Genomic DNA, 24,353 nt, shown 5'->3' on the forward strand with positions numbered 1-24,353 from the left:
ATGAGTGCATTGCGAGTGGGCATTGCGGGGCCAGTGGGGTCAGGGAAAACAGCCCTTTTGGATGCCCTATGTAAGGCCCTACGCGACCAATATGCGATCGCCGTCGTCACCAATGACATTTACACCAAAGAAGACGCCCAGTTTTTAACCCGCTCCGGCGCACTCCCCCCAGAACGCATTATGGGAGTTGAAACAGGAGGCTGTCCCCACACGGCGATCCGCGAAGATGCGTCCCTCAATTTGGCGGCGATCGCCGAACTCGAAGAAAAATTTCAGCCCTTGACCCTGATGTTCGTTGAAAGTGGGGGCGATAATCTGGCGGCGACCTTTAGCCCGGAACTCGTGGATGTGACGATCTATGTGATTGACGTGGCCGCAGGCGACAAAATTCCCCGTAAAGGTGGCCCTGGAATCACCAAATCGGATCTGTTGGTCATTAACAAAATCGATTTAGCCCCAGCAGTGGGCGCTGACCTAGACGTGATGGATCGCGATGCAAAAAAAATGCGGGGGGATAAGCCCTTTATTTTCACCAATCTCAAGACCCAAACTGGCTTAGAAGCGGTGCTTGATTTCATCAAAAAACATATTCTTGAGTAGTGTAAAAAACAAAATAATACTAATTTAAAGAACTAATTTTTTTGTCTTCCAAATGAATTTATAAGTATTTTTAAAATTGCTTTTGATGGCATTTTCACATAATCATCCAACTCAAACAATGGTGGCTTTTTAGGCGATTTGAAAAGTAAAAGAAGCCTCTTCTAATAATGTCTTACTTTTTTGCCTGGTTTATCGGTTTTTGGTTCATTCTCTTTGGGGGAATGCTCCTCAAAGCAACTATTGGTCAGCAACTACGTCCTTTGCTGAGCTACCGTAAGCCTCCCCTGGGCCAAATTCGCCCTGGTGAGAAAATTTATTTTCAGGGACAATATAGCGTTGGCAAAAGTATTCTTTCTCCCTTAACAAAAACGACCTGTCTAAGATGGCAATTGACGGTGATAGAAACGCGAGGAAAACAGTCGAGACGCCTCATCGATCAAACTTCTCAAAGCACTTTTTTTGTCGCCGATCAACAACAAATCCTAGAAGTGCTCCCCCGTCAGCAACGCTCTGGCACGGCGATCGCCATCGGGAAAAGTCGAGTTGTGCTGTCGTCTCCCCAGCAGGAACTGGATAACTACGTGGGCCTCGGCAAATGCCATTACCAAGTGCAGCAAAACATTTTCATGCCCCTCAAAGATCCCCAGGCGATCGCCTTTTTAGAAGCGAATCACATTAACCCCAGAGGCCCCCTAGGAAATCATCGGGGGCTGGTTTTGCGGGAATACATTTGGGTGGCGGGGGATCCGGTTTATATCTATGGCAAGCTGATCCGGCGCGATCGCCAGCACAAAATCCTCATCCCTTGGGTGATTACCCACCAACCCCGCGCCCGTATCGTGATCATTTTGGGGAGCTTAGGGCTAATTGGTTTGGGTTTATTAATTGCAGGGATTACGGTGATTCTTCAGGGGGGGTTGCCGCTTTAGGGGGAAGCTGCACCCAGAGGCTCCGGGGTACCGCCGCAAACTGGGCCGTGGTTATTTCCTCTAGCAATTCTCCGTCTAAGAGTAGAGCCTGGGGCGACATGGTGGTTACTGTTAACTCGGCGGTGCGCCAAGATTGGATATGGGGATGATCAGCGGGATTGTCTTGGAGAGCTGCCTGGAACAATTCGTAGGACGCACTGAGCAAACCAAAAAGCTCTCCCTCGTCAGCCATGGTGAGAACGGTGACATCGAGTAGGGCATCTTGACCTGATGCCCCGCCTGTTCCCTGGGCCAAAATCGAGGTACTGGGCGCTAAGTTCGCTACGGTGATCGCGAGCACGTCGTCAAAGGTTTGTTGGCGATCGCCAAAATCGAGGGTCGCCTGGAAGGGTTGCAGCTTTTGCAGTTGTTGTACTGCCGTGGACAAATAGGCAAAGAAACCAAACCGTTGTTTACTATCCCGGTCAGTTTCGCCAATGGTCGCCGCCTCTAGGCCAATCCCAGCCAAAAGAATCATCGGTTGACCATTGCAGGTGGCGCAGTCGATCTGTTGGGGCTGTCCCTGCAAAATCACATCACAGGCTTGGTCGATAGCTGTGGGAATATCTAAGGCCGCCGCGAAGGCATTGGCCGTCCCCCGGGGAATAACGGCCAGGGGAATATTACTGTGCATCAAAACTGTCGCCACCGCTGAAACAGTGCCGTCGCCCCCAGACGCAATGATGAGATCAGCTCCCTGGGCGATCGCCGTTTCTGCCAAGGCCGTCGCACTTTCTTCGGGGGAGGTAAATTGAACCTCAAGCTCAACCTGATCGAGGAGCTTGGCTCGAATTTGTTCCAGTTCCTGGGGGGCATGGCCCGCACCGGATACCGGATTAAAAATGAGATGCACTTTTTTCATAGCGTTCTACGAGGGGATATGAAAAGTTCGCCCTAGACTTCCTAGAGTACCGTGGCGATCGCCGCTTGGAGTTGTTCCTGGGCGAGGTCAGTAATGATAAAAACCTCCTGGACCGATTTTCCCTTGCGGGCAATGACCTTAAAGCCCCCTTGCAATGGCACAGACACCCGCAGTTTCAACCGGGGAATATTGCCTCTGGTTCGACTGAGAGCTCCTGGGGTGATCGTGCGAATCCCCTCACAGTTAACTAATTTTTCGAGCACTGGGATCAACCCCTCAATGTGGGTCGAATGATTCCAAACGAGTCTTCCTTTTTCCTCTGATGCCATCTATGCCGCCTCAAGGGGAGCCATGGTCAAACCTTCCCGTCGCAATTGTTGGTGATAAAGTTCCGCTGGTTCCTGGGGGCCGACCCAGACAATGGCCTGACCATCGAAATGCACTTGATTGGTTAAATTCCAAGCTTGATCCGCCGTCATATTCGGGATGTAGGTCATTAAACAATGGGCAACATGCTCAAAGGTGTTGAAATCATCGTTGAGGACAATCACCTTAAAGTTTGGGTAAGGCTTACGGACTGTTTGGCGATCGCTTTCTTTGAGAATGCCGGGAGCAGGGGCCATGGTAACCGAATCAATCCTTTGGGATAGACGAAGAACGTTAAAACAAATGTGTAAAAAAATTTATGACAGAAGCATTTGGTTTAGTAACCAGAATCACTTCCTCTGGGGGCAAAAGTTGCGCCGATAATGCCCTTTATTCTAGAGAGAACCCCCCTGCTTGACAAGATGTGGGTGGCCCATTGACTCGGTTGGCGACATTTCTCAGAAAAAAGTTAACGTAAAACCTTGCGCTTTCAAAAATTCGGTGCTACATTGTATAACTGTGTTGAAAAGCACGACGGGTCGTTAGCTCAGCGGTAGAGCACTCGGCTTTTAACCGATTGGCCCAGAGTTCGAATCTCTGACGACCCATTTTTTAGGAAGTCCTGCAAGCATCATGTTTGTGGGACTTCCCATTTTTTGCTCTACATGGCCTTTGGGAAAGGTTCCGGTATGATGGGCTGTGTTTGTGTTTTGAGTAAGCTATGGTTTGGCAGCGTCCGGATAATCGGTTCTTCGATCAACTGCGTCCCTTTAAGTTTGAGCTAGATTTCACAAAATTTGCCCAGGCTTCTGTTTTAACAAGCTGTGGCGATACCAAGGTTTTATGCACGGTTTCCGTGGCGGAAGGGGTGCCGCTATTTTTACGGGATAGTGGCCAAGGCTGGCTCACCGCAGAATATCGGATGATGCCCGGCGCAACCCCAGAACGGCAACGGCGCGAGTTTATGAAATTATCGGGGCGCACCCAGGAAATTCAACGCCTGATCGGCCGCAGTTTACGGGCGGCAATCGATCTCAAGGCTTTGGGCGAGCGGACAATTACCATCGATGCGGATGTGCTCCAGGCCGATGGGGGAACACGGACCACGGCAATCACAGGGGGTTATGTGGGCTTGGCGATCGCCTGTGAGCGTTTAGTCAAGGCAGGCATCCTAGGGAAATCGCCGATTATTGCCCCAGTGGCGGCCATTTCCGTGGGTCTCATCGCCGGGCAAGCTTACCTCGATTTGAATTACCTCGAAGATGTGGCGGCGGATGTGGATTTCAATGTGGTGATGATCGGCGGCCAGGCGTTAAATCTCATCGAAGTGCAGGGCACCGCCGAGGCAGGCAGTTATAACCGCGCCCAACTGAATCAAATTCTCGATATTGCAGAAAAAGGGATTCAAACCATTATGACCCTACAAACAAAAGCCATTCACTAATGGATTTTTTGGGAAAAGGCGATCACTTATTTTTGACCCTACTTTGGATTCTGTAGTTGTTGCCGGAGAGCTTGAACTGCTTCTAGCCAGGGAGCCTGTTGCTGCTGGCCGTAGAGGGAATGGGCATAGTCCAACAGGGGCATCGCGGCGGCACGTTGATTATTTCTGATCAGAAGTTGGGCCGCTGCAAAGTAGGCATTGGCGTAGGTTGGATCCCGCTCACTACTGGCCCGAAAAGCGGCGAGGGCTTCCGAAAAATCCCCCCGCTGGGTGAGCAAACGTCCCTGGAGATAATGCACAGCGGCGAGGTTCGGCTGATTTTGCAAGAGATCTTGGATCAAGGGTTGGGCTGCTTCGGGGCGATCGCCGGCGAGGTACAGCTCCGCCAGTTGGATGGTAGCGTCAGGAAAATTGGGAGCCAGTTCACGGGCCCTTTGCCACGCTTGGATCGCGGCATCCCGGTTGCCCTGGTGACGCTGAATTAAGCCGAGATTGTAATGGGCGATCGCCAAATTAGGATCTAAAGATAAAGCCCGCCGCAGATAGGTTTCTGCCTGGGGCCAATTTTGACTATCAATGAGCACTCCCCCTAGATTGCCATAGGCCACCGCAAAATTAGGCTGAAGGGCAATGGTTTCGCTAAAAGCCTGGGCTGCGCCTGGTAAATCACCCCGTTGCCCCAGGGCTAAACCCAGATTGTAATGGGCCTGCCACAGGAGCGGATCAAGGGCGATCGCCTGTTGAAATTGCGCGATCGCCCCGTCTAAATTTCCCCGTTGGATGAGGGCTAATCCCTCACTGAGCTTAGCTTTGGCTGCCGGAGTTGTTGGGGTAATGCTCGGCCATGCTTGCGGCACTGAAGTCTGGGGAACGTCTTGGGCGATCGCCCCTCCCCTCGGCCAACCCACCAAGATCAGCGCGATCAAAACATTGCGAAGCGTAAACAAATTCAGCACAGATTTACAGATATTTATCCAACTTAAACTTAAACGCAAAATACCTTACGAGACATATCAGTTTTACGCGGCAGGCTGCCAAACGGCGTTAGGCTTACCACTAGGGCGTATCTTGTCCCTCTTACCCAAGAAGATTAGCTTTTCCCATAAGTTCCAGCGTTTTTCAGCGGATCATCTCCTACTTCCCCGCAAATATTGCCCCATTGCGCCCCCTGCTTCAATCACGAGACGAGAAAATCATGACCAGAACGACCGAAAATATCCGTAACATCGCGATCATTGGCCCCTATTCTGCGGGTAAAACCACCCTCCTCGAAAGCCTACTTTTTCTCACCCAAGCCACTACTCGCAAAGGCCGCATCGAAGACAAAAATACCGTTGGCGACAGTAGCCCCGAGGCCCGTGACCATACTATGAGCGTCGAACTGTCCATCGCCAGCACAAAATATCAAGATATCGAACTGACCTTTCTCGATTGCCCCGGCTCCATTGAATTTCTCCAGGAAACTTACAATGCCCTTGTGGGCGTCGGCACCGCTGTGATTGTTTGTGAGCCAGAAACCGAAAGAATTCTCACTCTGTCGCCCCTGTTTAAATTCCTCGACGATTGGAATATTCCCCACATCGTTTTTATCAACAAAATGGATCGGGCCAAGAATAACTTCCTCGATGTCCTCGCTGCCCTCCAGGAAGCCTCGAACCGTCCCTTGGTGCCCCAACAGTACCCCATCCGCAAGGATCAGCAAACCCTCCTGGGCTACATCGACTTAGTTTCAGAACAAGCCTATCACTACCATCCCGACTGTCCAGCAGATCCAGTCCCTTTCCCGGAAGAACTGCACATTGAAGAAAAGATCACCAGGGAAGAAATGCTAGAAACCCTGGCCGACTTTGATGATGAACTTTTAGCAATGCTCCTGGAAGAAGTAGCCCCTTCTTCAGAAGAAATTCTCCAGGATCTCCGCAAGGAACTCAGCGCAGATCAAATTGTGCCCGTGGTGTTTGGGATTGCCAGCGAAGATTATGGTGTCCGACCACTCCTCGATATTTTGGTGCAGGAGGCCCCGGCCCCTGTGGATACCACCGCCCGTCGGGAACTCAAAGCTTCCCCCCAGGAAACCGTTGTGCAGGTTTTAAAGAACTTCTATACGCCCCAGGGTGGAAAACTATCCCTAGTGCGGGTTTGGCAAGGGGAACTCCAGGAAGGGATGCTCCTCAATGGTCTCCGACCAGCGGGAATTTACCAACTGATGGGACACCAACAAAAGCCGATCCAAAGGGCGATTACCGGAGAAATTGTTGCCCTGGCTCGCCTGGAGGATGTCAAGGTCGGCGAAACCCTCAGTAGTGGTGATAAACCCCTGAAGCCGCTCCGGACAGCCACGGTGATGCAACCGGTTTATGCTTTGGCGATCGCCCCAGAAAATCGCAAAGATGAAGTCAAGCTGAGTAATGCCCTCAACAAACTAGTCGATGAAGATCCATCCCTGGCCTGGGAACAACATGGTGACACCCACGAAGTCATCCTCTGGGGCCAAGGGGATATCCATCTCCAGGTGGCCCTCGAACGTCTCCGCCGCAAATATAACCTACCGATGACGACCCATTTACCACGGGTGCCCTACAAAGAAACAATCCGCCATGGTGGTAGCTCCCATGGTCGTTACAAACACCAAACCGGGGGCCATGGGGCCTTTGGGGATGTGTACCTCGAAATTAAACCGCTCAATCGGGGCACGGGTTTTCAATTCCACGAAACCATCGTCGGTGGCGTTGTCCCCAGACAGTACATTCCTGGGGTGGAAATGGGAGTGCGGGAATACTTAACTCAGGGGCCTTTGGGTTTCCCGGTGGTGGATGTGGATGTGACCCTCACCAACGGTTCGTATCATGCCGTAGACAGTTCTGAGCAGGCTTTTAAACAAGCGGCGCGCATTGCGATGACGGAAGGGATGCCCCTCTGTGATCCTCAGTTGCTAGAGCCTATTCTGCTGATCAATATCTATATTCCCAATGAATTTACCTCCAACGCCTTGCAGCTCATCAGCAGTAAACGGGGTCAAATTCTCGGCTACGAAAGTTTGACCGATTGGCGCGGTTGGGACCACATTACGGGTTATTTCCCCCTCGCTGAAATGCACAATTTAATCATCGAACTGCGATCGCTCACCTTTGGGGTCGGCTTTTTTGATTGGCAATATGACCACCTCCAGGAGGTACCGGATAAAGTTTCGGAGCAGGTCTTGGCAACCCTAAAAGATCATTAAATCTAATTATTGCCAAAAAGTTATTGCCAAAAAGTAATGAATCCCTGGTGTGTGTGGCATTGGGGATTCTTTTTGGGGGCGATCGCCTCTGGGGATCTCGCTATACTAAAACAAAGTTCCGTAACCCCTGGAGGTACGCCCCATGTGCATTTGCGTGGACTGTGAATATGTTGACCGCTGCGAAACCTACCATGTCGTTGAAACCCAGCACCAACAACCCCACCTGACCGACCAGCCTGATTTTTCGCCCATCGAACCGACGATCAACGTCAATATCCGCTCCGAAGGGGAAATGATCGAAATGGAATGGGATGTGGTGGGTTGCGCGAGTTTTTCCCAAGAAAAAGGAAAATGGGCACGGCTCCGACCGGGGGAGGCAATTCCCACTTGAACAATCGCTTAACCCTTGGCAAAAGTCCACGGGTTTTCTCCAGTAAAATATGGGCGTGAACATCGCTGTGAGGAAACATCCGATGAAGATAAAGGGTTTTGTTTGGGCCTGTGCCTTGGCGGGAATGCTCCTACCGGGGTCAAAGGCGATCGCCCAGGCCAATATGAAAAATGGCTTTCTCAATGTTCAGATGCGAGAAGCCCTCTGCGGGCAAAACTGGCCCCGGGCGATCCAAGTCCTCGACACCATGAAGCGCATTAGTCCCAAAGATCGGTCTAGTCTGGAGCGATACCGGTCTTTCCTCGTAAATTTCCGCAATAACAATACCCGCATTGCCGCTTGGCCCGCGTCTGATTATTGTGCGGGGACGGTGGAGACGCTGCCGAATCCCAATGCAACCAACCCCAACTCCAGTTCAGGCAGCAACCCCAACATGCGCACCGATACGGTGCCGACTTTTTAGGGTTATTTAAGTTAGCAAAATCAATCGTTAGTTTTTTTGGGCGATCGCCTCAAAATGGGTTTCGGCACCATGGGCGAAAATAATTGTGCTGTAGAGGTGCCAGGCCGGATCCCAATAGGTATCTTGGTGAGTTTCCTGGCGGAATAGATTCACCTGAGGTTGGATTTTGCGCAACAGTTCCGGAAAGTCACGGGCATTATTCGCAAAACTTTTAAAGTCTGACCATTTTCGACTATGGCTAAGATGCTCAGCAAGACGATGTTGCAGTTGATTCCAGTTGCGGCGGTTACTGAGCTGTTCGATGGGATTTTGGGTGGCTTCGAGAAAAGATAATCCCTGCTGGAATTGGTAATGCTGGTCATTTAGCCGGAGAATTAGTTGGCGATCGCCCCAATGTAAATCGCAAAATTGGGCATAATCAAGGACTTTTGTTTTGTAATAGGGTTTGCCGCGACCGTCTTTTTCTAGGGATTTTTCAAAAATTGGCAACATGCCCGTTACCCATTGGGAAATTTCTGGCCAAGGCACTGTGTATTCAACGGTCTGCTGGGTTTCATCAAGGCCCCGGAACACCAGATGGGGATCGAGTTGCTCAATAGTCTGGACTTGGATCACCTGAATATTTTGCAACTGGGCCAAAGAGAGACAAAAACTGAGAATATTGCCTTGGATGAGGGCTTTCTTTAAAAAACGCAGTTCCCCCAGGGCACCTGTGCGAAATAAACGCCAAGATTTCAGGGGCAGCTGCAATCCCGCCGAGTAGGCATCGGTGCGTAATATCGTCGCGAAATATTGGGCGGCCGTTTTCTTTTGTTTGGGGCTAATGGGCTCTAACACTATCAGGCCATAGGCTTCTCCGCCGGGGGCGGCCTTCTCCTGGGCGATCGCCGCCTGGGTGAGAGCTAATTCCCGTGCTTCGAGCCGGGCCAAACCTTGCCGCGCTTGGGTGACCACCTTGGGCACAGAAACGCCTTTGAGTAACCGTCGATAACCTTTTTCGGCCTTCTGCCATTGTTCCGTTGCTTCACACCAGCGGGCCACATACAAACGAAACCAGGGATTTTTAGGGTCTACCTTTTGCCATTGCAACAGCAGTTGGCGCATCTGGCCATAGTCCTTTGCCGCAAGGGCGACCTGAATTTGTTTGAGGATCGGAACAGACTGAACCATGGCAACATAAAAAAGGCGATCGCCTCTGACATTCCCTTCATTCTAGCCACTCTCCCCCACAAAAAAAGGGGCATAATTGCCCCATTTCCAAAAATGAACTTTGCAAAAATTGCCAAATAATATTTAGGCCATCCGAGAGTAGTATTCCACCACGAGTAGCTCGTTAATTTGGAGTGCAACCCATTCCCGTTCGATGATGCCGTTAACCTTACCGGTTAGAGTTGGCTTATCAAATTCCAAGTGGCTGGGAATATTCGCTAAACCAGGAAATTCCATGTTCGCTTCGACCAATTTCCGAGAGCGATCGCGGTCACGCACGGTGATCACATCTCCAGGACGACATTGGTAACTCGGAATATCCACAACCCGGCCATTAACCAAGATGTGACCATGGTTTACCAACTGGCGCGCCCCAGGAATGGTACCAGCCATCCCCAGACGGAAGACAGTATTATCCAAGCGCATTTCTAACAATTGCAGAATGGTCTGTCCCGTAGAACCAGTCGTCCGCCGCGCTTTACGCACATAACGAATGAGCTGTTTCTCAGATACACCATAGTTGAAGCGTAGCTTTTGCTTCTCTTCCAAACGAATTGCATATTCAGAACGCTTGCGGCGACCCTGGCCATGCTGTCCCGGGGGATATTCCCGACGGGCGCTTTTACGGGTTAAACCCGGTAGTTCTCCGAGTCTACGGGTGATGCGTAGACGTGCTCCACGATAACGAGCCATAAGGTTTTCTTTCTCCTTACAAGTAAAAAATGGATGTAGAAATAAAGACCTCAAACCGCTTACTACGGCTCTTTTTGAGATTTTTACCCACGGGAGGGAGGTCGAAACTTGACGTCCCACGGGCTGTAAACATTCCAAAGTTCGACTGTCTTTCCAATAGAGACAATCGAGGATTTTAGAAAATTCCACAATTTAACAAGCATATCATGCTCCCACTCGAAACAGTGAATAAATTGCCTTTTCGGGGCGATCGCCAGAGGTGAATGCTTGTCGAAACCTAAAAACTATGATTTACTTGTAAGAGTGCCCAAACGGGGGTGTGGCGGAATGGTAGACGCTGCGGACTTAAAATCCGTTGACAGTAAAATGTCGTGAGAGTTCAAGTCTCTCTACCCCCATCAAAAGTCAAATTCGTACTTTCAGATTAATATTTGTGTCACGACCCTCAGTGCTTTTCAAAGGAAACTGGGCCGATTCTGAGCTGTACGGTATCAGATAAATCACTGGACAATGTGATCCGATGAAGTTCAAATAATTCCAAGAACGAAATATTTTAGAAACGCTCAATACTACCGAGAAATACAGGTTCTACCCGAATGGCCTTGATGCTAGAAGGGCGAACAACCATAAATTCTCCCTGCATATTCTTAATCGGCACATTGATAAAGTCGTCGGCCTCAGCCTTGGGAATTAGAACACTGCTGTACCATTTTTGAAATTCTTTGATGTCGCTAAAGCGAACTTCCTCGCGGTGACCACCTTCGATCAGGAAAAAAATAGCGTATTCGTCTGCTTGTCTGGGCATAGGGTCTTGTACTCAGCAGGGGTCAAATTCAGGAAAACCAAAGGGTAATTGATTCTTGACCTAGTGTATCTCAGGTTGTGGGATCTGCCATAGGGCTGTGTTTCTCATTGGCAGTACATATTGATGTTTTCACCGGTTTCGGCGAGGAAGGTGAGGGCTCGGAAGCGGAGTGCGACCAGTTCGTTGTAGAGGGGGTTGAGTTTGCACAGGGGCGGAATACTAAATAAAACGCGCCCTAAAAGGCTCACATCGCGGGCAAAGGGACATTGGGCGGGAATCAAGCGACAGACAAGGTGAGCGGCTTCGGGGGTCGTGAATTCGATGGCATTGAGCCAAAATCGTAGGGATTGGAATAAATCAAAGCGTCGGTTGCGAAAAAGGCCAGAATAATGAAGATGATGACGATTACTAGGAGAAGAGTGCATTGAGATGAGCCCTTGATAAAAATGATGGGTGTGCGGAGCGATGATGGGAAAATTTGGTGTAGGGGATTTTGGGGCGATCGCCAAACAAATGCCGACTTGTTTCAGGGGTTAACTCTATTTTAGTATCGATAAATTGGCTTGGAAAAAACGTGATTGAATTGACAATTTTCCGGCAAATCGAGATTTTTTCTGGGATTCTCCGCTGTTTTTTGAACTTTAAGCGCGTTTTGAGGTCTGGGGTTTGATGTTCTCGCCTGAGGCGATCGCCGTTGTGTTGCCTGCCCTGTGGATTTCCCTCAAGGTGGCCGGATTCGCCACGATTTTATCGACGTTTTTTGGGGGAGGGTTGGCCTATGGCGTTGTGCGCTATCAGTTCTGGGGGAAATTTTGGCTAGAGGCGATCGCCACTTTACCCTTGGTGATGCCGCCCACCGTCGTTGGCTTCTATTTACTACAACTCTTGAGTCAACAGGGTTTACTGGGATTCTGGTTAGCTCGATGGTTTCAAATTCGCCTAATTTTTTCCTGGCAGGGGGCCACCATCGCAGCGACGGTCATGGCTCTGCCACTTATGTTTAAAACCACCAAAGCAGCCCTACAAAGCGTCAATCCTATTTATTTGGAGGCAGCGGCGACCCTGGGGCAATCGGAATGGCAAATTTTTTGGCGGGTGTGGCTGCCGTTAGCAAACCGTGGCGTTTTAGTGGGAATTTTGCTGAGTTTTACCCGGGCCCTCGGTGAATTTGGCGCAACCCTGATGGTAGCTGGCAATATCCCTGGGTTAACCCAAACGATGCCCATGGCCATTTATGAAGCGGTGCAAACGGGCGATCAGACCCTTGCGGCCATATTTGTGGCGATTTTGACGGGGATTTCTTTCCTCAGCCTATTAATGACCCAATACCTAGAATCTCGTACCGCGACTAAACCACAGTTTTTCCGGTAGTAATCCCTTGGGGAAGAAGAGAAAAAATTTATGATTTTTCTGGTCAAAGTGACTTAAAGATGCTAGATTTGTGTGAGTGTCTAAACCGCTTGCGGGTGTAGTTTAGTGGTAAAACCTCAGCCTTCCAAGCTGATGATAGGGGTTCGATTCCCCTCACCCGCTTAGTTTACAGAAAACCGAAAGCTGCCATTGTCCGAGAAGGAATTCTGGGTTAGATAATTTATGTTGGCCCAGACTAAATTTTGCAACTAGGCAGGGCCAAACTCAACCTACTTGCCGCTATAGGAAGCCATGGGTTCTTTGATAAAGCGAATGTAGAAGTGTCGAAAAGTAGACTTGAGAATGCGGGGCAGGGCAAAGTCGATGGGCATCAGGGCTTCGGGGAGTTTCCAATCGGCGATCGCCAACTGTTGCGGCGTCGCTAGGGGAAAGTGAATGTTTGCCAGATCACTACAGAGTCCTAGTTCCATGGATTTCGCCACCGTCGGCACTAATTCCGGTTCAACGCCTAAAATATCCACCATCGCCCGGTCTAGGGCAAAAACGTCCGTAGAAGCCCCCAATACGCCCAATTGCTTCGGTTCGCCACCACTGGGGCCATTGCCTTCGTGACCAATAATCCCATCAAGGATCGTCAAATCCGGGGCGATCGCCTGGGCCGTTTCGATGAGCATCGTTGCAAACTGTTCGGGATCTTTGCCCGCTTCCATGTGCCACCAAGCTTTCATTTTCCCAGGCACACAGCCAAACAAATTTTTCACGCCCAAAGTCAGGGTGAGTTGCACGTGGGATTTTACCTTGGGCAGATTAATCACCACATCCGCCTCCATCGCTTCCTTCGAGAGGCGTAAATTTTGGTAGTTGTCCCCTTCCGTGCGGTACCGTTTGCCGTGGAATTCCACCAGGGGAATCCCCAACTCTTCGAGCAAGGGTAAATAGCCGTTATTTTTCGCGACTCCCTGGGCCGACCCAAAAGCCGGACTGTCACCAATAAAGGGTTTGCCGCCTGCTTCTAAAACCATCTGGGCGACGCAGTAAACCACTTCCTTACGGGTAATGCATTCTTTGGTCGGCCGTGCCCCGGTGAGCATATTCGGTTTTAGCAAAACGCGATCGCCTGGTTTCACAAAAGCCGCCATCCCCCCCCAAGGCTCCAGCAAAGTTTCAAGGGATTGGCGCAGTTCGGGCAGTTCGTAGGCTTGGGCCGCAAGTAAGCTAACGGTAGACATGGCAAATGAACGGAGATAATGGGCGACAAAAAAGCATTCCCCATAGATTAACGTAGGAAATGCCAGGACGTTATGTTTATCTCAGCAGTAATAACGGTAATGCCGGAAATTTTGCCAATTATTTACCGAGGGTCAGCTCATCTTTATTCCCCAAAATGCCCTGGGGCCGCCATACCATCAGCACCATCAAAATTAGACCAATCACCATAATCCGTAATGCGCCGAGGCGGGCATCGTCCACCAAATTTAACTGGGGCAACACAAACCGCGTCAGGGAGTCGTAGGCAAAGAAAATGAGCGCACCAATTAAAGTACCGGGATTCGTGCCAGCACCGCCCAACACCACAATTGTCCAAGCGTTGAAGGTGACTAACGGATCAAAATTAGCCGGATAAACATTGGTCAACTGCCACGCATAAAAAGAACCCGCTCCACCGGCGATCGCCCCACCGAGCATAAAGGCCTGCAACTTATACCAAAAAACATTTTTACCAAGGGCACGGGGGATTTCCTCATCTTCGCGAATCGCCTTCAGCACCCGACCCCAGGGGGATTGCACCAGATATTCCAGACCGGCATAAACCAAAGTCAAGGCGACCACCGACAGCAACATCAGCCCTGCTTTGTAGTTGTAATTTTGGAGGGCAATGCAGCCGTTGATAAACAAACTGGTGATGATGCCGCTCCCAAGGATGCCCCAGACAATCACCCCTAAACCAGATTTTTCCTGTTTTTTGAGTTTTTTCCAGCGCCAGCGCAACCCCCGCCACAGTTGCCATGCCGCAAAAATTGCAATGATCGTCAACCAAAAGATCAAAGAAATCTTACCCACCTGATTCGGTCGAAAACTTCCCAGGGGCAACGGATAACCCTGCACCCCAAAGGCTCCCCTGGTTAACCATTCTTCGTTGAGGGCCACCAACCGCACCAATTCAGACACCCCAATGGTCACAATTGCCAAATAATCTTCCCGCAGCCGCAGGGTTGAGAGGCCAATGAGCAGCCCCAGTAAAGCCGCGACCCCAGCCCCAATGGCGAGAGAAAGCAGTAAGGGCACGCCTTGGCTGGAGAGTAAAACTGTGGCATAGGCACCGACGGTCATAAAAGCCACATGACCAAAGTTAATCAGGCCCGTAAAGCCCCATTGCAAATTGAGGCCCAGACAAAAAATGCCGTAGGTTGCCGCTGAGATGGTGAGATAGACGAGATAGCCGACCATAGTGATTTGTGATTTTTTTTATAGGGATGGAGATTAAAAAGCTTGTTTTAAGAAGACGAAGGAAAGCCTCAAACTGCCCCATCATATAGCATCCATTCCCCCCGGTTTGTAAACTGGGCACCGGGTTGATCAATGGCGATCGCCCCCCAATGATTTTGATCCGGCTCCCCCAAAAATAACGACCAAGGTTGCGGGGCTGGGGTAATGAGTTGGGGTGTGGGTTTTAGGTGCACTTCAACGGCGTCTAATCCCCCCTGTAAGCCTAAACCGGTGCCCTTTAGGTAGGCTTCTTTTGCTGTCCAGAGTTGTAAAAAGGCCGATTGTCGCGCTGTTTCTGGGAGCTGTCGCAGGAAATCAAATTCTGCTGCCGTAAAAAATCGTTTTGCAAGCCCTAAAATGTCACTTTTTCGTCTTTTTGCTTCTAAATCCACCCCTAAGTGACCTTGGGGAATATCCAAGCTAACGGCACAAAGGGCTAATTTTTTTGTGTGGGATAAATTAAACGCAATGTCCGGCAACAGCGGTTTCCCGTGGTCACCATAATCAAAGGCGATCGCCCTGGGATCTCGCTGGAGATAAAACCCAAGGATTTGCCTTAAACCAGCCCGTGCCAGAATAAAACGCCGTTGCAAGTCTAGGAATTTAAACTCCTTGGCTCGCCGTTGTTCGTCATCGCTCAAGAGCCACCACAGTGCCTTCGACTGTCCCAGTTTTTCCAGGGAAATTAACCAATATTCCACCGACACTGCCATGGACGGTCTATCAAAAACTCAGTTTAGAGAGGGCCTGATCGCGGCTATCCCGTACCGAAGCCGCAGAGCGATGCAATTGTGCCAGTTCAGCATCGGTCAAAGGGATCTCAACAATTGCTTCTACGCCCCGGCACCCCAACCGACAGGGCACCCCCAAGAACAAATCCGTCAAACCATACTGACCTTGAAGATAAACCGAGGCAGGTAACAGACGAGATTGATCCTGAATGAGGGACTCAATCATGTGACAAACAGACGAAGCCGGAGCATAGAAAGCACTGCCCGTTTTAAGGAGGGACACAATCTCTGCGCCACCATTCTGGGTGCGTTCGATCAATCCTTGAATTTTAGTGGCATCCATCAACTCAGTAATTGGGATACCACTCACCGTACAGTAGTGGGGTAATGGCACCATCAAATCCCCATGGCCCCCAAGGACGAGGGTTGAAACATCCCCAGTACTGACCCCTAGTTCCATCGCAATAAAGGCGCGTAAACGGGCTGAATCTAGGACGCCCCCCATCCCCAACACATGGTTCATTGGCAAACCCGTCACTTTCCAGGTGAGGTAGGTCATCACATCCATCGGGTTTGTCACCACGATAAAAATGGCTTGGGGGCTGCGCTCCATGGCTTCCCTTGCGGCATGGACAACGATCTTGGCATTGTAATGGAGCAGATCTTCTCGGCTCATGCCGGGTTTGCGGGCCAGCCCAGCGGTAATCACCACGATGTCGGAACCTGTTGTATCAGCATAATCATTGGTGCCGAGAATGGTTTTATGGTGCCCTTCTAAACCCTGGGCTTCGTATAAATCAAGGGCGATGCCTTGGGGTAGACCTTCAACAATATCGAGCAAGACCACATCGGCGAGGTTTTTTTCGATGACCCGTTGGGCTAGGGTACTACCGACTTTCCCGGCACCGATCACCGTCACTTGGGGTGCTTTACAGGAAATGGAAGGGACGGCGATCGCAGACATGGGACTATTCCAAATTTAGACAGCTTCGAGTTGATCGAGACGGAGCCAAACACTGGGGGTTGGGGTATAGAAACGCACAAAGGCGTATTCATCGTCGAGATCGAGAATTTCGCCTTGGCTTCCGAAAAAGTAGGCGGGTAAACGGGAATCACTCGCTTTCGCTTCGAGGCTATTGGTGAATTGTTCTTTAATCACCCGCACAAGGCTTCCTTTCTTTAGTTTAGCCGCCATAATTTTTGCTTCTCTCCTAATTGTGATGAATTTTATTTTAGAGGTTAATGGGGTTGAACTTCCCCAGAGAAATTGTTGATCTTTTCAAACTCAAACGCCCCCGCCAGGGAGCCCCAGAGGATTTCATCGGTGACCGGATCACGACCGCGATCGATACTGATCAAGGCGTTATCGGTGATTTCAAAGCTGTTATCGAGGTAGCTCTCTTTGTTATAACGCACAACCCGGCAGCCTTTTCCGGCCTGGACAGTACCCTTAAAGCTCGTCCCACTCCAGGTGACGATCATGTCGCAACCGGGCATCGGGTCTAGATCAGCCATGTCAAAGTGCTGCATCATGGCAGGGTTGCGGGCAGCACCCATATATTTGGTTTTGGCGTCATCTTTGGGTTTGTAATGCACCAGTTCCATGTGGTCATCGACGGGTTTGATGTGAAACAGGCGCAAACGATAGGGGGCAGAGGTATCGGAGCTGTAGGCCTGTTCGAGGTAGAGGCCATAGCCATCGAAAAATTGATTGGGCAGGGGGCGCATACAAACTTTGATGTGAGCCCAGAGGGGCGGATTGGCGAGGGCCTGGGCTTCGTTAGAAAACTCCCCTGCCATCCAGCGGGCAAGGGTATGGGCATCGGTAGAGTGGGACATAGGAAATTGCTTTGATAATTTGATAAATGGTTTGGTAAAGGATTTTCTAAAAAGATTGGGGTCAGCTTTGGGGGCTGATTGTCTAAGCTTAGGAAAAAGGGGGACAGCTAGGCAACATTCGTCGTCTTGACTTTCCCCAGCAGAAATTGACGGCTTAGGTGGGGCGATCGCCCCTTGGGGAGTGCGGCATCCTCCCTTTCCTTTTCGTCGACCATCTCAGACAATAAAACATCTTGAGGTTTAATTTTTGCAATCGTTACATCGTTACCCGTCCAAATAAGCCCCCGTACACCAATAAGATTTAGGAAGTGAATGGTCAAAGCAATTGAACAGGTTCGTCGAGATTTAGCCACCATTAGTGAGCGGGTAGTGGGGGTACGTGAAGCCCTGACCAGCGCCTATGGCGATTACCTCAATTGCCTCGGAGATAGCCTCAAACGTCAATTGGTTCTCGCCAGTTACCAACTCTGCACCCAGATTTATCCCCAAAAGTTTTTGCAACTTTCCCATAGTCAGCGGCAAGCTCTACAACAGGAACTACGTCAATTGGGAATTGATCTCCAGACACGCCTACACACCCTCCTAACGGAGCCAGAGGATCAGCCGAGTGAAGCGGAATCAGAAGTCATGGCCGAATTTTTTGTTGATGCTGGCGATATGGAAAATAGCGAGGATCTTGATCAAGAATTGTTTGAAGTTTTTGAAAGCCTCGATCAGGCGATCGCCACCGATGAGCCGCCAGAAGACAAAATAGATAAAGATGATCAACTGCCAGCCCAACTCGAAGACAAAGAAAAGCGGCGGGAATTGTCCCAGTTGGCAGAGCGCATCGCCGATAGTTTGGCCGAAATGATGCAGGGGCCTGCGGTAGAAGTCTCCACTGATGAAAATAGCCCAGATTATTGGCTCGAATGGTGCAAAACCACTGAAAAACGTATTCGTCGCACCCTTAACCAAGTCTCCCAAACGGTTAATCACCAGCTCCAGGACGCCAAGATTCTCCCGGAAAATATCCCAACCACCGTCCTCGATATGGCGATCCAAGCCGATAATCAACAGCATGGCGGTCAGATGCCAAGCCATTTAGTAAACGTCGTCATTGAAGCTGAACTGGGTAAGAAAAAGAAGAAGAGGAAGCACCGTACCCACCTGACGGCTGTGCACCTCAAAGTTTCAGAAGTTGAGTTTACGGAACCGGAAGTTTCGGCCCAGCGCCGCCGTCTCCGGGAACAAGTTGATAAGCTCCGTAATTTGCAAAAGTATTACCAAAAGGCAAAACAGGATTTGGCGATCGCCGAAGCAGAGGCCGCCTGGCGCGCCAGTTGGTACGAAAATTCCTAGGCGACCGGGGCGAATTTCCAGCTCAATTCCTGGCCAGCCCAAAGGGGCACAAGACTTGATTCCGGAAAAGGCAGCGCGTCGGGAATCTGCCAAGGGGTTTTCGTTAAGGTGATTCTTTCCGTATTACGGGGCAGTTGGTAAAAATCTGGCCCATAGAAACTGGCAAAGCCTTCAAGTTTATCCAGGGCGTCTGCTGCTTCAAACACCGTGGCGTATAGCTCTAGGGCATGGAGCGCCGAATAACACCCCGCACAGCCACAGTCACTTTCTTTGCGATCGCGGCCATGGGGCGCACTATCGGTGCCGAGGAAAAACTTTGGATTGCCAGAGGTTGCCGCTTCTAAAAGTGCTTCCCGGTGGGTCTCTCGTTTCAAGATCGGTAAACAGTAGAAATGGGGCCGAATGCCGCCCTGGAAAATACTGTTGCGATTGAACAGCAAATGTTGGGGTGTAATCGTCGCCGCCACTTTTTCATCGCTCGCCAGGACAAATTCCACCGCATCTTTGGTGGTGATGTGCTCTAAAACAATGCGTAGCTGCGGAAAGCGTTCCTTCAAGGGACGGAGATAGGTTTCGATAAAAACTTTTTCCCGGTCAAACACATCCACCCGATGATCGGTCACCTCTCCATGGAGTAGCAGGGGTAGATCAACCGTTTGCATCGCCTCAAACACCGCATCACATTTGCGGATATCTGTGACGCCAAGGTCAGAGTTGGTTGTGGCACCAGCGGGATAATATTTCACCGCTTTCACAAACCCGGATTCTTTCGCGGCCTGAATTTCAGCAGGACTGGTATTGTCCGTGAGGTAGAGGGTCATCAGGGGTTCAAAGGTTCGCCCTGGGGGAATGGCAGCCAAAATGCGATCGCGATAGGCAGCGGCCTCAGCAACGGTACGCACGGGGGGCTTGAGGTTGGGCATCACAATGGCCCGGGCAAATTGGCGCACCGTATCGGGCAAAACAGCCTTGAGCGCTTCTCCGTCGCGGAGGTGCAAATGCCAGTCATCGGGGCGAGTGAAGGTGAGTGTTTCCATTATTTCAAGATAAATTGGTCAAAAAAGGGGGAAAAGCGGCGATTTAACGCTAAAAACTAGATTTTAGGCTTCAAGGCAGCGGGTAAACAACGACGTAGCAGTTCGGGGGTAATCAAACCCTGGGGATAAAAAATTGTCCCCAGCAGCAAAAGCAAACCGAAAAAGATCAGCCGCGCATCTCCTAGACCCCGCAGCACTTCTGGGAGGGCCGTGAGGACAATGCCCCCCAGAATCGGCCCTAAAAAAGTACGACTGCCCCCGACCAACACAAAGGCTAGGTAGGTGATGCTGGCATCAAAGGTACCCTGGCGCGCATTCCAGGTGTTGAGAAAATGGGCGGCGATCGCCCCGACAACACCCGCTAAAATTGCCCCCAGCACAAATGCCAAGACCTTATATTGAGTTGGGTTAATGCCCATGGCACTGGCGGCGAGTTCGTCCTCACGGATGGCGTTAAAGGCGCGGCCTACTTTGGTATTTTCTAGACGCCACACCAAAACGCCCACGATGATTAGCAATGGCCCCACCAACCACAGATAACCGAGGGGACTGCGAAAGGGTTGGGGAATGCCAAAAATCCCCACAGCGCCCCCGGTAATTGGCAAATTTAGCGACAATACCCGGACAATTTCCACTAAGGCGATGGTGGCGATCGCCAAATAAATCCCCCGCAACCGCAACACAGGCACGCCAATGATCAGAGCAACTATTCCAGAGGCTAACCCCGCCAAGACCATTTCCCCCAGGAGCCAAGGCAGTGGAAAGATAGTCCCCGTAAAGGCGATCGCCTGGGTCGAGAGGATCGCCGCAATGTAACCCCCCAGGGCATAGAAACCCGGTGTCGCCAAAGAAAGCTGCCCCGCCATCAGTGGTAGGTAAACCGAGATCCCCAACAGTGCCCCCAGAAGCGTAGAAACGATCAAATAGCCATAGGTACTCAAAAATGCCGCCATCTCACACCTTTTGAATCGTTTTTTGGCCCAATAACCCCTGGGGCCGGAGCAGCAACATCCCAAACAGTAACGCAAAGGCGATCGCCTCCCGATACCCTGAAAAATCCGCTGGAATGAACGCTTCTGCCATGCCGATAATTAAACCGCCCAGCACCGCTCCCGGAATATTTCCCAAACCCCCTAGAACAATTACGCCTAATCCCTTCAAACCATAGCTAATGCCAAAATAAGGCCCCGCAATGCTCACGCTAGAACCCACCAATGTTCCCGCCAGTCCTGCCAAGGCACCGCTCACAAAAAACGTCACCCGCACCACCTGTTCCGTATTAATCCCCAAGAGACTGGCGGTTGTGCTATCCTCTGCCACCGCTTGGATCGCTTTCCCAAATTTCGTTCGGGTCATGCCGTAGGTCAACAGGGTCACAACCAGTGCGGACACCGTCAAGATAATGAGCTGTACTGTCCGGATCAGAATCGGTCGCTCTGGAGAGCCAAAGTTAATCGACTCCGGCAAACCACCGTAAATATCCGCTGGAAACGTATAAATCTCTGCGCCCACCAACAGCTGAATCCCATTCACAATCACCACGGCAGCCCCCAGACTGGAGACCAAACTCAGGAGGGGATCGGCGCCCCGGAGGCGTAAAGGACGAAACGCGAGCCATTCTACTAACATCGAAACGCAGCCCGCGAAACCGCAGCCAATTAACAACGCCAAACCAAAGGGTAGGGCAAAGGGTAATTTCACCTGGGCCAAGAAGCCATTGAAGCCAAATTGTCCCCCAGCAAAGAGATAAGTGAAGTAAGCGCCTAGGGTAAAAATCGCTCCGTGGGCAAAGTTAATAATGCCAAGAATCGAAAAAACGAGGGTATAACCCAGGGCAAAAATCGCGTAGACACTACCAATGGAAAGACCATTGAGAAGTTGCTGGAGGAACAGGGTAAGATCCATGTTGTCAGGCGAAGAACGGCACGGTGGTTTCTAAATAGTAATACCACCAATGGGAAAGTCCTGCCCCATTCTCAACGCCATCATCCTGAGTAACCCCTAGCAAATAACGGCGATCGCCAAAAGCACCCGTATCAAAGCATGATTTGGATTCCGATAATCATTGGCTGTGGCACAGCAGGCATTATTTGTTTCACCTGGCAGCAGCGCCAAAAGCAACAAGTCCGACAAATGCTTTACTCCTACGGTGAACATCCCAGTGACGAGCTTCTCTTTGCGCCCCTTTCTTCCCTCCGCCGGGAACTAAAAAGCCTCTACGAAGAAAAACAAGAACTCCAGGCAGAGTTAGACCAATGGTATCGGGTGATCGAAAATGCCCCCTTTGGGTATCTGCGGGTTGACATGGATAATCAACTCATTTTGTGCAATCCAAAGGCCCGACAGCTCCTGTGCTTGAATCGTTGGCAGCCAGGGCAAATTCGTCTCTTGCTGGAATTAGTCCGCTCCTATGAGTTAGACCAGCTCATCGAAACCACCCGCAGCGCTCGCACCGCCCAAAGCCAGGAATGGGAATTTTTTCCGAGCCATGACGCCCAAACCCGTGCTGAAGGCCCCAACCAACCGATACACCTGCGGGGAAGCACTATCCCTTTAAGTCGTGGCGATGTGGCGGTTTTTTTAGAAAACCAAGAGCCGATTCACATCCTGAAACGTTCCCAAGAAAAATTACTGTCTGATCTGACCCACGAATTACGGACGCCCCTAACGGCGATGCGGCTCCTCGCAGAAACCCTAGAACAGCGCCTAACGGGCTTGGAATTGAAATGGGCTGGTCAAATTCTTAAGGAAATTAATCGTTTGTTTTACCTTGTCCAGGACTGGCTAGAACTGAGTCGACTAGAGTCCCACCCCCACCAAGTTTTGAGCTACCAAACCTTTGATCTGGTGCAGTTGATTAACGATGCTTGGGAAACCCTCACCCCCCTCGCCCAACAAAAACAAGTCACGCGACAATATCAGGGGCCAGACACATTAAAAATGACCGCCGATGGCGATCGCCTGACTCAGGTTTTTCTCAATCTTTTTGACAATGGCATTAAATACAATCCCGTTGGGGAGGCCATTTTTGTTACTGTATCTCCCCCTGAAGTCGATTCAGACTTCGTTACCGTAGAAGTGATCGATCAAGGCGTTGGCTTTGATCCAGAAGACTTGCCATTTGTGTTTGAGCGCTTGTACCGGGGCGACCAAGCAAGAACAAGACCGGGAGATAATACCGATTTGCGCCAGGGGAGTGGGCTAGGCTTAGCGATCGTGCAGCAAATTATTACTGCCCACGGCGGCTCAATTACCGCCCGCAATCACCCCAAATATCGAGGCGCTTGGCTAACCTTCACCCTACCGCTGCAACTGCCTAATGAGGATCTTGATATTTAATTTTCTCCCACAGGATCGTGAATAGATAAACAACGATCAAGAAATAAATTTGCACTGGCATATGATCTTCCCCCACATATCTGAACTAGATGGTGTCTCTCTGTGCTGGACAGAGACAATCAACTGCAGCGAAAAGTTGCATTCCGAAGCACCAACTTTCCCGGTGGTTAATCTTTATGCCACAGGTAAAATTGTTTTTTTGTTCCCCATAATCCGAAATTACAACTGGAAATTACGCTAAGTCCTCAGATTTTTCCCAAAGGGATCAACCTGAGACTATTGTTCGCTTTTCTTTACAGCTTTAATATTCCCATTCTTCGCTTTTTACACACACATTCAATGAAAATAAAAGCCAAAATTAGGCCGTATTTTCCCGAACCAATTAAGATCTAAAATAGATCGACCCACTTAAGGGGGACTCCCCAAGGCAGCACCTAAATGGCATTCTGCTTGGGCTTAAGGGGTTATTACTCTGTGTAGAAAACTAAAGTTTCAAAAAATTTAATTATCCCTATCCAATTTCATCCTAACATCTAACCCCCCCCTCCATTCAAGGGGGAATTTCCAGGGTAAGGTCTTTTGAGGGGCTAATGAAACTCATTTATGCCCACAATGATCACCCTTGTTCCTAGGAAAAATATCGTTCATTTGTACCCAATTATGAGGGTAAATCAATAGATTTTGGCGCGGTTGTCCTGGGCAACAATCCGTAAACTTCTATGGCAGACCCTGATTTTTGAAATATTTTCTGTATCATTAAATACAAACATTGCAGTGATTAGGCTGGCTAATCATCTATGCTCTGTATCTCAAATACTCGTCTCGGAGAAAATCCTGATGCAACGCACCCCTTCCCTTGATTTATCTAGTATTCGCTACTGCCCCAACACAACGGAACACCCCTTTGATACGGCTTTTGCTCCGGCCCAAGCAAACAGTGATTGGGTTAAGTTAGCCCAAACCCCTGAGGCGATCGCCGAAGAAGAATATGCGCTTTTGTTATGTCCCCACGGAGAACAATCCTGGGTCGCTTGGCTCCCGTCCCAAGGGGAAGTTATGCTCCACCAAGATCAACTGTGTCGCTTGATTTAGGGCCAGACTGATCGGCGAGTTTCCCTCCGAATGACAACGGTTTTTCTTGGCCACGGTGATGGCGCAAAATAAAATCGGTTGTCCTTAGCGTT

At 50.2% G+C, this 24,353-nt stretch carries 27 protein-coding genes and 3 tRNA genes; 13 read left to right on the forward strand and 17 right to left on the reverse strand.

What is annotated here, in order from left to right:
* Both ureG and AWQ22_RS10505 read left to right on the forward strand, forming a co-directional pair.
* Complete coding sequence (ureG, locus tag AWQ22_RS10500) at positions 1-600, forward strand: urease accessory protein UreG (protein WP_012307679.1); 600 nt, start codon at positions 1-3, stop codon at positions 598-600.
* A 167-nt stretch (positions 601-767) separates the two neighbouring features.
* On the forward strand, positions 768-1,529 hold the full coding sequence (locus AWQ22_RS10505; RefSeq protein WP_065711045.1) for a hypothetical protein: 762 nt from the start codon (positions 768-770) through the stop codon (positions 1,527-1,529).
* Here the strand turns inward: AWQ22_RS10505 and AWQ22_RS10510 are convergent.
* From AWQ22_RS10510 to clpS, 3 genes are read right to left on the reverse strand one after another with little or no spacing between them, the layout of a single operon-like run.
* Positions 1,495-2,430, reverse strand: coding sequence for a YegS/Rv2252/BmrU family lipid kinase (locus tag AWQ22_RS10510; RefSeq protein ID WP_030006669.1), 936 nt, complete (start codon positions 2,428-2,430; stop codon positions 1,495-1,497). The two genes, AWQ22_RS10505 and AWQ22_RS10510, sit on opposite strands and share 35 nt — an antisense overlap.
* 41 nt (positions 2,431-2,471) lie before the next feature.
* A complete protein-coding gene (locus tag AWQ22_RS10515) occupies positions 2,472-2,759 on the reverse strand; it encodes a DUF2103 domain-containing protein (protein WP_012307682.1) in 288 nt (95 codons plus the stop codon).
* Complete coding sequence (gene clpS / locus AWQ22_RS10520; RefSeq protein ID WP_012307683.1) at positions 2,760-3,053, reverse strand: ATP-dependent Clp protease adapter ClpS; 294 nt, start codon at positions 3,051-3,053, stop codon at positions 2,760-2,762.
* Positions 3,054-3,332: 279 nt separating this feature from the next.
* On the opposite strand from clpS, the gene AWQ22_RS10525 reads away from it, so the two are divergent.
* Both AWQ22_RS10525 and rph read left to right on the forward strand, forming a co-directional pair.
* Positions 3,333-3,404, forward strand: a tRNA-Lys gene (locus AWQ22_RS10525).
* Between the two features lie 113 nt (positions 3,405-3,517).
* The gene (rph, locus tag AWQ22_RS10530) at positions 3,518-4,240 is read left to right on the forward strand and encodes a ribonuclease PH (RefSeq protein WP_065711046.1); all 723 of its coding nucleotides are present in this window, start codon (positions 3,518-3,520) and stop codon (positions 4,238-4,240) included.
* A gap of 38 nt (positions 4,241-4,278) precedes the next feature.
* On the opposite strand, the gene AWQ22_RS10535 is transcribed toward rph, so the two are convergent.
* Positions 4,279-5,166, reverse strand: a complete 888-nt coding sequence (locus AWQ22_RS10535) for a lipopolysaccharide assembly protein LapB (protein ID WP_232321343.1) — start codon at positions 5,164-5,166, stop codon at positions 4,279-4,281.
* 269 nt (positions 5,167-5,435) lie between these two features.
* Between AWQ22_RS10535 and AWQ22_RS10540 the strand changes: the two genes are divergently transcribed.
* From AWQ22_RS10540 to AWQ22_RS10550, 3 genes are all read left to right on the forward strand, one after another.
* Entirely contained in the window at positions 5,436-7,463 is a 2,028-nt protein-coding gene (locus AWQ22_RS10540) for an elongation factor G (RefSeq protein WP_065711048.1), read from the forward strand.
* Positions 7,464-7,605: 142 nt separating this feature from the next.
* Positions 7,606-7,854 (forward strand): Ycf34 family protein, encoded by a 249-nt coding sequence (locus AWQ22_RS10545; protein WP_030006665.1) that lies wholly within the window; start codon positions 7,606-7,608, stop codon positions 7,852-7,854.
* Between the two features lie 82 nt (positions 7,855-7,936).
* Positions 7,937-8,317, forward strand: coding sequence for a hypothetical protein (locus AWQ22_RS10550; protein ID WP_157094614.1), 381 nt, complete (start codon positions 7,937-7,939; stop codon positions 8,315-8,317).
* Positions 8,318-8,344: 27 nt separating this feature from the next.
* On the opposite strand, the gene AWQ22_RS10555 is transcribed toward AWQ22_RS10550, so the two are convergent.
* On the reverse strand, positions 8,345-9,487 hold the full coding sequence (locus tag AWQ22_RS10555; RefSeq protein WP_065711050.1) for a hypothetical protein: 1,143 nt from the start codon (positions 9,485-9,487) through the stop codon (positions 8,345-8,347).
* A gap of 123 nt (positions 9,488-9,610) precedes the next feature.
* Complete coding sequence (rpsD, locus tag AWQ22_RS10560) at positions 9,611-10,219, reverse strand: 30S ribosomal protein S4 (protein WP_030006662.1); 609 nt, start codon at positions 10,217-10,219, stop codon at positions 9,611-9,613.
* 313 nt (positions 10,220-10,532) lie between these two features.
* Here rpsD and AWQ22_RS10565 point away from each other — a divergent pair.
* Positions 10,533-10,617: transfer RNA gene (locus AWQ22_RS10565), tRNA-Leu, on the forward strand.
* 155 nt (positions 10,618-10,772) lie between these two features.
* Here the strand turns inward: AWQ22_RS10565 and AWQ22_RS10570 are convergent.
* A complete protein-coding gene (locus AWQ22_RS10570; protein WP_012307691.1) occupies positions 10,773-11,024 on the reverse strand; it encodes a hypothetical protein in 252 nt (83 codons plus the stop codon).
* Positions 11,025-11,128: 104 nt separating this feature from the next.
* A complete protein-coding gene (locus AWQ22_RS10575) occupies positions 11,129-11,449 on the reverse strand; it encodes a Mo-dependent nitrogenase C-terminal domain-containing protein (RefSeq protein WP_071925387.1) in 321 nt (106 codons plus the stop codon).
* Between the two features lie 244 nt (positions 11,450-11,693).
* Between AWQ22_RS10575 and modB the strand changes: the two genes are divergently transcribed.
* The gene (gene modB / locus AWQ22_RS10580) at positions 11,694-12,395 is read left to right on the forward strand and encodes a molybdate ABC transporter permease subunit (protein WP_065711052.1); all 702 of its coding nucleotides are present in this window, start codon (positions 11,694-11,696) and stop codon (positions 12,393-12,395) included.
* A 91-nt stretch (positions 12,396-12,486) separates the two neighbouring features.
* Positions 12,487-12,557: transfer RNA gene (locus tag AWQ22_RS10585), tRNA-Gly, on the forward strand.
* 107 nt (positions 12,558-12,664) lie between these two features.
* Here AWQ22_RS10585 and AWQ22_RS10590 read toward each other — a convergent pair.
* From AWQ22_RS10590 to AWQ22_RS10615, 6 genes are all read right to left on the reverse strand, one after another.
* Positions 12,665-13,624, reverse strand: coding sequence for a DUF362 domain-containing protein (locus AWQ22_RS10590; protein WP_065711053.1), 960 nt, complete (start codon positions 13,622-13,624; stop codon positions 12,665-12,667).
* A gap of 118 nt (positions 13,625-13,742) precedes the next feature.
* The gene (locus AWQ22_RS10595) at positions 13,743-14,843 is read right to left on the reverse strand and encodes a branched-chain amino acid ABC transporter permease (RefSeq protein ID WP_065711054.1); all 1,101 of its coding nucleotides are present in this window, start codon (positions 14,841-14,843) and stop codon (positions 13,743-13,745) included.
* Positions 14,844-14,911: 68 nt separating this feature from the next.
* Entirely contained in the window at positions 14,912-15,595 is a 684-nt protein-coding gene (locus AWQ22_RS10600; protein ID WP_065711055.1) for a 4'-phosphopantetheinyl transferase superfamily protein, read from the reverse strand.
* Between the two features lie 10 nt (positions 15,596-15,605).
* Positions 15,606-16,577, reverse strand: coding sequence for a malate dehydrogenase (gene mdh / locus AWQ22_RS10605; RefSeq protein WP_065711056.1), 972 nt, complete (start codon positions 16,575-16,577; stop codon positions 15,606-15,608).
* A 15-nt stretch (positions 16,578-16,592) separates the two neighbouring features.
* A complete protein-coding gene (locus tag AWQ22_RS10610) occupies positions 16,593-16,808 on the reverse strand; it encodes an NAD(P)H-quinone oxidoreductase subunit O (protein WP_012307699.1) in 216 nt (71 codons plus the stop codon).
* Between the two features lie 44 nt (positions 16,809-16,852).
* On the reverse strand, positions 16,853-17,452 hold the full coding sequence (locus AWQ22_RS10615; RefSeq protein ID WP_065711057.1) for a chromophore lyase CpcT/CpeT: 600 nt from the start codon (positions 17,450-17,452) through the stop codon (positions 16,853-16,855).
* Between the two features lie 312 nt (positions 17,453-17,764).
* Between AWQ22_RS10615 and AWQ22_RS10625 the strand changes: the two genes are divergently transcribed.
* On the forward strand, positions 17,765-18,793 hold the full coding sequence (locus tag AWQ22_RS10625; RefSeq protein WP_030006653.1) for a hypothetical protein: 1,029 nt from the start codon (positions 17,765-17,767) through the stop codon (positions 18,791-18,793).
* Here the strand turns inward: AWQ22_RS10625 and pyrC are convergent.
* Genes pyrC through AWQ22_RS10640 form a run of 3 tightly spaced genes read right to left on the reverse strand, consistent with a single transcriptional unit; the run spans position 18,790 to position 21,735 of the window.
* Positions 18,790-19,830 (reverse strand): dihydroorotase, encoded by a 1,041-nt coding sequence (gene pyrC / locus AWQ22_RS10630; protein ID WP_065711059.1) that lies wholly within the window; start codon positions 19,828-19,830, stop codon positions 18,790-18,792. The two genes, AWQ22_RS10625 and pyrC, sit on opposite strands and share 4 nt — an antisense overlap.
* Positions 19,831-19,886: 56 nt before the next feature.
* On the reverse strand, positions 19,887-20,783 hold the full coding sequence (locus AWQ22_RS10635) for a branched-chain amino acid ABC transporter permease (protein WP_065711060.1): 897 nt from the start codon (positions 20,781-20,783) through the stop codon (positions 19,887-19,889).
* A 1-nt stretch (position 20,784) separates the two neighbouring features.
* On the reverse strand, positions 20,785-21,735 hold the full coding sequence (locus tag AWQ22_RS10640) for a branched-chain amino acid ABC transporter permease (protein WP_012307704.1): 951 nt from the start codon (positions 21,733-21,735) through the stop codon (positions 20,785-20,787).
* A gap of 138 nt (positions 21,736-21,873) precedes the next feature.
* On the opposite strand from AWQ22_RS10640, the gene AWQ22_RS10645 reads away from it, so the two are divergent.
* Positions 21,874-23,169, forward strand: coding sequence for a PAS domain-containing sensor histidine kinase (locus tag AWQ22_RS10645; protein ID WP_065711061.1), 1,296 nt, complete (start codon positions 21,874-21,876; stop codon positions 23,167-23,169).
* An 837-nt stretch (positions 23,170-24,006) separates the two neighbouring features.
* A complete protein-coding gene (locus tag AWQ22_RS10650; RefSeq protein ID WP_065711062.1) occupies positions 24,007-24,261 on the forward strand; it encodes a hypothetical protein in 255 nt (84 codons plus the stop codon).
* Positions 24,262-24,353: the final 92 nt, after the last annotated feature.

It is taken from the genome of Picosynechococcus sp. PCC 7117 (assembly GCF_001693275.1).
Taxonomy (GTDB): Bacteria; Cyanobacteriota; Cyanobacteriia; order Cyanobacteriales; family MRBY01; genus MRBY01.